The sequence below is a fragment of the Brooklawnia sp. genome (assembly GCF_049651565.1).
Taxonomy (GTDB): domain Bacteria; phylum Actinomycetota; class Actinomycetes; order Propionibacteriales; family Propionibacteriaceae; genus Brooklawnia.
Window position 1 is genome coordinate 1 of the sequence record NZ_JBASCI010000079.1, and the last position, 5,969, is coordinate 5,969.

Here is a 5,969-nt window from a genome sequence, read left to right on the forward strand (position 1 = left end):
GCCTTGCCGGGGGCGGCTCGCCGCGATGAACGGGCTATCGGCCGAATTGGCGCGAACCTCGGCAACCGCAGCGGTCTGCGGGGTGGCGTCCGCGGTCATGCCGCGTCGCGGCGAGCTGGCTGCAGCCATCTCGTCGGCGATACCGCGGCGCGCGACCGCTTCCTGAGCTCGCCGACAGCGCGCGGTTGAAGCAGTGACCAGCGAGTACTGGGTGGCGTCGTGGTCTTCGGGTAGTGCCCTGGCTGCAGTCAATCGATGTCCTCGGATATGGGACGAGTCCTTGTCCCTCGCCCTGAATCTGAGAAAACAGTAAGTTCCGTTAAGACTCGTCCCAAAGAATCTGGCAACCGGCGCGTCGGGGTTGCCAAGCGCAACTGGCCACCACGGCAACGCACACGGCTGGCGCGGTCCGGTGCGATCGGGTTGGGCAGGCGGATAAAGTCAACCCATGTCACTGTTGGAGACGATCAACCAGCCGCGTGACGTGCGCGCGCTGGCGCGCGATCAGCTTCCCGGCCTGGCCGCCGAGATCAGGGAGTTCTTGATCACGCACGTGAGTCGCACCGGGGGGCATCTCGGGCCGAACCTGGGGGTGGTCGAACTGACCATCGCCCTGCACCGCGTCTTCGACTCCCCGCACGATCCGATCATCTTCGACACCGGGCACCAGAGCTACGTGCACAAGCTCCTCACCGGCCGTCGCGACGGCTTCACCTCACTGCGCCAGCAGGGCGGGGTCTCCGGTTATCCGTCCCGGGCCGAATCCGAGCACGACTGGATGGAGAACTCCCACGCCTCCACCGCGCTCAGCTGGGCAGAAGGACTGGCCCGCGGCTTCCGGCTGCGCGGTGAGACCGACCGCACGGTGGTGGCCGTGGTCGGTGACGGCGCGCTGACCGGTGGAATGGCCTGGGAGGCGCTCAACAACATCGCCATCGACGAGTCGCTGCCGCTGGTGATCGTCGTCAACGACAACGGACGCTCCTACTCGCCAACCGTGGGTGGGCTGTCCCGGCACCTCTCGCTGGTCCGTGCCGACCCGCGCTACGAACAGACCCTCGAGATCCTCAAGACCACGATCCGGCGCGGCACCCTCGGGCGGCAGACCTACGACCTGCTGCACGGCATGAAGAGCGGCATCAAGGACGTGCTCGCCCCCCAGATGCTGTTCAGCGACCTGGGGTTGAAGTACCTGGGGCCGATCGACGGCCACGACACAGGTGTCTTGATCGACCTGCTGCGGCAGGCCAAGGGCTTCGGTGGGCCGGTCATCGTCCATGCAGTCACCCAGAAGGGGCGCGGCTTCCGGGCCGCCGAACTCAACGAGAAGGACCACTTCCACGCCGTCGGCTGCATCAACTCCACCACCGGCGAGCCGATCAGCGCGTCAGGGCACACCACCTGGACCGACGCGTTCGCCCAGGAGATGGTCGAGATCGGTGAGGACCACCCAGAGGTGGTCGCCCTCACCGCAGCCATGCTGCACCCGGTCGGCCTGGGCCGGTTCGCCGCCGCGTACCCGGATCGGGTCTTCGACGTGGGGATCGCCGAGCAGCACGCCATGGCCTGCGCCGCGGGCCTGGCCAGCGCGGGCCTGCACCCGGTTTTCGCGGTCTACTCGACCTTCCTCAACCGCGCATTCGACCAACTCCTGATGGACGTCGGGTTGCACCGACTCGGGGTGACCATCGTGCTCGACCGGGCCGGCGTCACCGGGCCGGACGGCCCCAGCCACAACGGGGTCTGGGACGTCTCCATCGCCGGCATCGTGCCCGGGCTGCGGCTGGCCAGCCCCCGCGACCAGCAGCGGCTGAGTGACGCGCTGCGGCTGGCCATCACGGTGGACGACGCCCCGACCCTGATCCGTTACAGCAAGGAGAAGCTGCCCGACCCGATGCCGGCAGCCAGCCACCGCAACGGCCTCGACCTGCTGTCGTTCGACTCCGACGCCCGCGTCCTGATCGTCGCCTGGGGGGCGATGTGCGGCCCGGCCGTGCACGTCGCCGAACTGCTGCGCGCCCAGGGCATCGCCGCCACCGTGGTCGACCCGGTCTGGGCGCTACCGGTGAACGATGCGCTGGTCGAGCTGGCCGGCCAGCACGAACTGGTCGTCACCATCGAGGACAACCTGGTCATCGGCGGGCTCGGCTCCCGACTCGAACTGGCGATGGACGCCGCCGAGGTGGAGGTGCCGATGCGGCAGTTCGGCGTCCCGCAGCGCTACCTGGACGCCGGCTCCCGCGGGGAGGTGCTGGCCGAGATCGGGCTCACCCCGCAGTCGGTCGCCCGGCAGGTGGTCGCGACGGTCAGCCGACTCGACGAGCCCTCAATCGAGCAACTCGACCACGAGCGGAGCAACTAGCTCCCGCTGCCAGGGCCGGACGCCCAGCCCGGCCAACTGCTCGTCGATCGCCTCGACGCTGAGCGGGCTGGGCGGCTGCCAGAGCAACTGCCGCAACGCGTCCGGTGCGATCAGGTTCTCCACCGGCAACTGCAGCTCCTCGGCCAGTGCAACCACCGCCGGACGCACCTTCGACCAGCGCTCCCACGCGTCCGGATTGGCCCGCTGCCAGTTGCGTGGCATCGGGATCCCGTTGCCGGTCAACCGCAGGGGCGGCAGCTCGGCAGAGGTCATCGCCGCCACCCGGTCGAGCACGTTCCGCCAGATCGACTGGTACTGCCGGGCCTGCCGGCGCCGAAAACCCTCGACCTGACCCATCTCTCGGGCGTTCGGCACCGCCGGATGCCGCTTGGTGATCATCGCGGCCAGAGTGCTGATCGCGGCATCGGGCAGGACGCGACCGGGCGCCTGGTTGGTGCGGTGCGCGACCTCGTCGCGGGCCAGCCAGAGCTCCCGCACCACCGCCAGGCCGCGCGGCGTGCGCACCTGGTGGCTGCCGGATACCCGCCGCCAACGATCCGGCCGCTCGGCGGGTGGCTCCAGCGCCCACCGGCACAGGTAGTCGAACTCCTGCCGGGCCCAGTCGAGCTTGCCAGCCTGCCGCAGTTCGACGGTCAGCTTCTCGCGCAACTCGTGCAGCAGTTCAACGTCCAGCGCCGCGTAGACCAGCCAGTCGCGCGGGATGGGACGCCGCGACCAGTCGACCGCCGAGTGCTCCTTCAGCAGCCGAACCCCGCAGTAGCGTTCCGCCATTGCGCCGAGACTCGCCTTTGGCAGGCCGAGCAGCCGGCCGGCCAGCTCGGTGTCGAACAGTCTCGTCGGCCGCAACCCGAGCTCAACCAGGTTGGGCAGGTCCTGGGTGGCGGCGTGCAGGATCCACTCCTCATCGGCAATCAGATCCCGAAGTGCGGCGAAGTGGGCGACCTCGGCGTCCGGGGTCTCGAACGCGATGGGGTCGATCAGGAAGGTGCCCGAGCCTGGTCTGCGCAGTTGCACCAGGTAGGCCTTGGCGTAGTAGCGGTAGCTCTGGGCGCGCTCGACATCCACCGCGATCGGCCCACTGCCGGCCGCCAGCGCGGCCAGCGTCGCGCGGCGTCCCTCGGCGGTGTCGACCACGTCGGGCACACCGTCGGCCGGTTCGGTCAGCACGGGCAGGTCTTCGGGCGGCGGTTGCGCCATCAACGCTCCAGCCGCGAGGTCAACGCGATCACACCGTCCGGCAGCGGCGGCAGCCCGGCGGTGGTGCACAGCAGCGCCTGCCAGGCCGCCAACTGCGGGGTGATGTCGTGGTCCGCCATCTCGGGTGTCCAGGACGCGCGGATCTCGACCTCGGCCCGGTCGGGTTCGTCGGCCAGCTCGCCGAAGCTGCGGCTCGAAACCGCGGTGACGGTGCCGGAGGCGTCGTGGTACTCGGCCCCGGCGCTGTGCAGGGACTCGGTCAGCCAGGTCCACCCCACCTCGGCCAGCAGGGGATCGGTCACCATCTCCAGGTCGACGTCGGCGTGCGCGTAGCTGACGCACCGGTAGGTGCCGTTCCATGCCGGGTTGCCGCTCGGATCATGCAGCACGATCAACCGGCCGGTGCCGATCTCGGCCTTGTCGGCCGAGTGGACGACGGCCTCGATCGCGTAGGCGTGCGGGGCGATGCGCTGGGGAGCCGGAATCTCCTCCACAGTCAGCTCCGGGCGCCAGCGGAACAGCTCAATGGCGTCCTGCACGCGCCAGAAAGTTCCGCCGGTCATTGACGACTGCAGCTTCCGAAGCACACGCCCGAGCCTACGCAGCAGCCCACTTCGGGCCGGGTAGACGCGCCGGGACGCCCCCGGCAGGGCGTCCGGCCGCCACCTCTCACCGGCCTACTCAGCCGGGGAGAGGGTGAGGCTGATCGAGTTGATGCAGTAGCGCAGGTCGGTGGGGGTGTCATAGCCCTCGCCGGCGAAGACGTGGCCGAGGTGGGAGTCGCAGTTGGTGCAGCGCACCTCGACGCGCGGCCTGCCCGGTATCGAACGGTCCTCCAGGTAACGGACGCGGTCCTCGGCGAGCGGCGCGAAGAAGCTCGGCCAACCGCAGTTGGAGTGGAACTTGGTGGTGCTGCGGAACAGCTCCGCACCACAGGCCCGGCAGCGGTAGACGCCCTCGGTCTCGGTGTCGGTGTACTCGCCGACGAACGGACGCTCGGTGCCCGCCTCGCGCAGCACGTGGAACTCCTCGGGGCTCAGCTTGACCCGCCACTGGTCCTCGGTCATCCGGAAGTTGCCATCCCCGGGCAGCGAATTGGTCACGGTCTCTCCTTTCTGCGCGTTCCAGCATATGTGGGCCCACCCACCTACCCTTTCTGCATGGCGACTCCCGCGACCCAACTGGACGTCGACGGCATCGAGGTGCGGCTGTCCAGCCCCGACAAGGTGTACTTCCCGGAACTCGGCCTGACCAAGAAGGACTTGGCCGATTACCTGCTCACCGTCGGCGAAGGAATGCTGGCGGGGCTGTTCCGGCGTCCGACCACCCTGGAGCGCTGGCCCGGCGGGGTGCGGGAGGGGATGAAGCTCGCCACCCGATCGGACGCCAAGGGCGACGCCTTCTACCAGAAGCGCGCCCCGGAGAAGCGTCCCGACTGGGTGGAGGTCGCCGAGATCAGGTTCCCGTCCGGACGCAAGGCCTGGTCGATCACGCCGGCCAACCTGGCCACCGTGGTCTGGGCGCTGAACCTGGGTTGCCTGCGGTTCCACCCGTGGCCGGTCACCGCACCCGACGTGGACCAGGTGGACCAGTTGCGCATCGACCTCGACCCGCAGCCCGGCACCGACTTCGACGACGTGGTGGCCGCCGCCCTCGAGCTACGCAGCGTGATGGGGGAACTCGGCCTGGACTGCTACCCGAAGACCAGCGGCGGTCGCGGCATGCACGTGTTCAGCCGGATCGAACCGGCCAGCTTCGTGGACGCCCGGCACGCGGCGATCGCGATCGGACGCGAGCTAGCCCACCGGATGCCCGACCGGGTGACCGTCGACTGGTGGAAGGAGACCCGCGGCGAGCGGGTCTTCGTCGACTACAACCAGATGGCCCGCGACCGGCTGATGGCAAGCCCGTACTCGATCCGCCCGGTGCCGACGGCCCGGGTGTCGGCGCCGCTGACCTGGGACGAGGTGCCGGGGGTGCACCCCGACGACTTCACCGTGCTCACGATGCCCGACCGGTACCGCGAGCTGGGCGACGTCTGGACACCGCTCTACCAGGACCCGCCGGCCAGCCTGGTGCCGGCGCTGAAGCTGTACGACCTCGGCATCGAGTCCGGGCTCACCGATATGCCGTATCCCCCGGAGTACCCCAAGATGCCGGGAGAACCGCCCCGGGTGCAGCCGAGCCGGCAGACCAAACCCGACCACGAATACTCCGCACCGCCGGTGGAATGAGGGTGCCAGCCGCGATACTGGCCCAATGAGCAAGAAGGAAGACTCCATCCTCAAGCTGCTGCGCTGTCCGCCCCGCGAGATCGACGTGGTGAGGGACTTCGAGACCGACGCCACCCCGGGCTACCCCAAGGGCCACGACAAGAACGACGCCGATG

6 protein-coding genes are annotated in these 5,969 nt (G+C 69.4%); 2 read left to right on the plus strand and 4 right to left on the minus strand.

All coding sequences use genetic code 11. From position 1 onward, the window contains the following. The coding region (locus WBL05_RS03800; protein WP_424223841.1) for a hypothetical protein at positions 1-252 on the minus strand (252 nt) is incomplete at its 3' end. A 196-nt stretch (positions 253-448) separates the two neighbouring features. Between WBL05_RS03800 and dxs the strand changes: the two genes are divergently transcribed. Further along, entirely contained in the window at positions 449-2,362 is a 1,914-nt protein-coding gene (gene dxs, locus WBL05_RS03805; RefSeq protein ID WP_424223842.1) for a 1-deoxy-D-xylulose-5-phosphate synthase, read from the plus strand. Here the strand turns inward: dxs and WBL05_RS03810 are convergent. The 3 genes from WBL05_RS03810 to msrB form a co-directional block, all read right to left on the minus strand. After that, on the minus strand, positions 2,327-3,580 hold the full coding sequence (locus WBL05_RS03810) for an HRDC domain-containing protein (protein ID WP_424223844.1): 1,254 nt from the start codon (positions 3,578-3,580) through the stop codon (positions 2,327-2,329). The genes dxs and WBL05_RS03810 overlap by 36 nt on opposite strands. Then, entirely contained in the window at positions 3,580-4,143 is a 564-nt protein-coding gene (locus WBL05_RS03815) for a DUF3000 domain-containing protein (protein WP_424223846.1), read from the minus strand. The genes WBL05_RS03810 and WBL05_RS03815 overlap by 1 nt, the downstream gene beginning before the upstream one ends. Before the next feature lie 114 nt (positions 4,144-4,257). After that, the gene (gene msrB / locus WBL05_RS03820) at positions 4,258-4,647 is read right to left on the minus strand and encodes a peptide-methionine (R)-S-oxide reductase MsrB (protein ID WP_424223850.1); all 390 of its coding nucleotides are present in this window, start codon (positions 4,645-4,647) and stop codon (positions 4,258-4,260) included. A 93-nt stretch (positions 4,648-4,740) separates the two neighbouring features. Between msrB and WBL05_RS03825 the strand changes: the two genes are divergently transcribed. Beyond that, on the plus strand, positions 4,741-5,814 hold the full coding sequence (locus WBL05_RS03825; protein WP_424223848.1) for a DNA polymerase domain-containing protein: 1,074 nt from the start codon (positions 4,741-4,743) through the stop codon (positions 5,812-5,814). Positions 5,815-5,969: the final 155 nt, after the last annotated feature.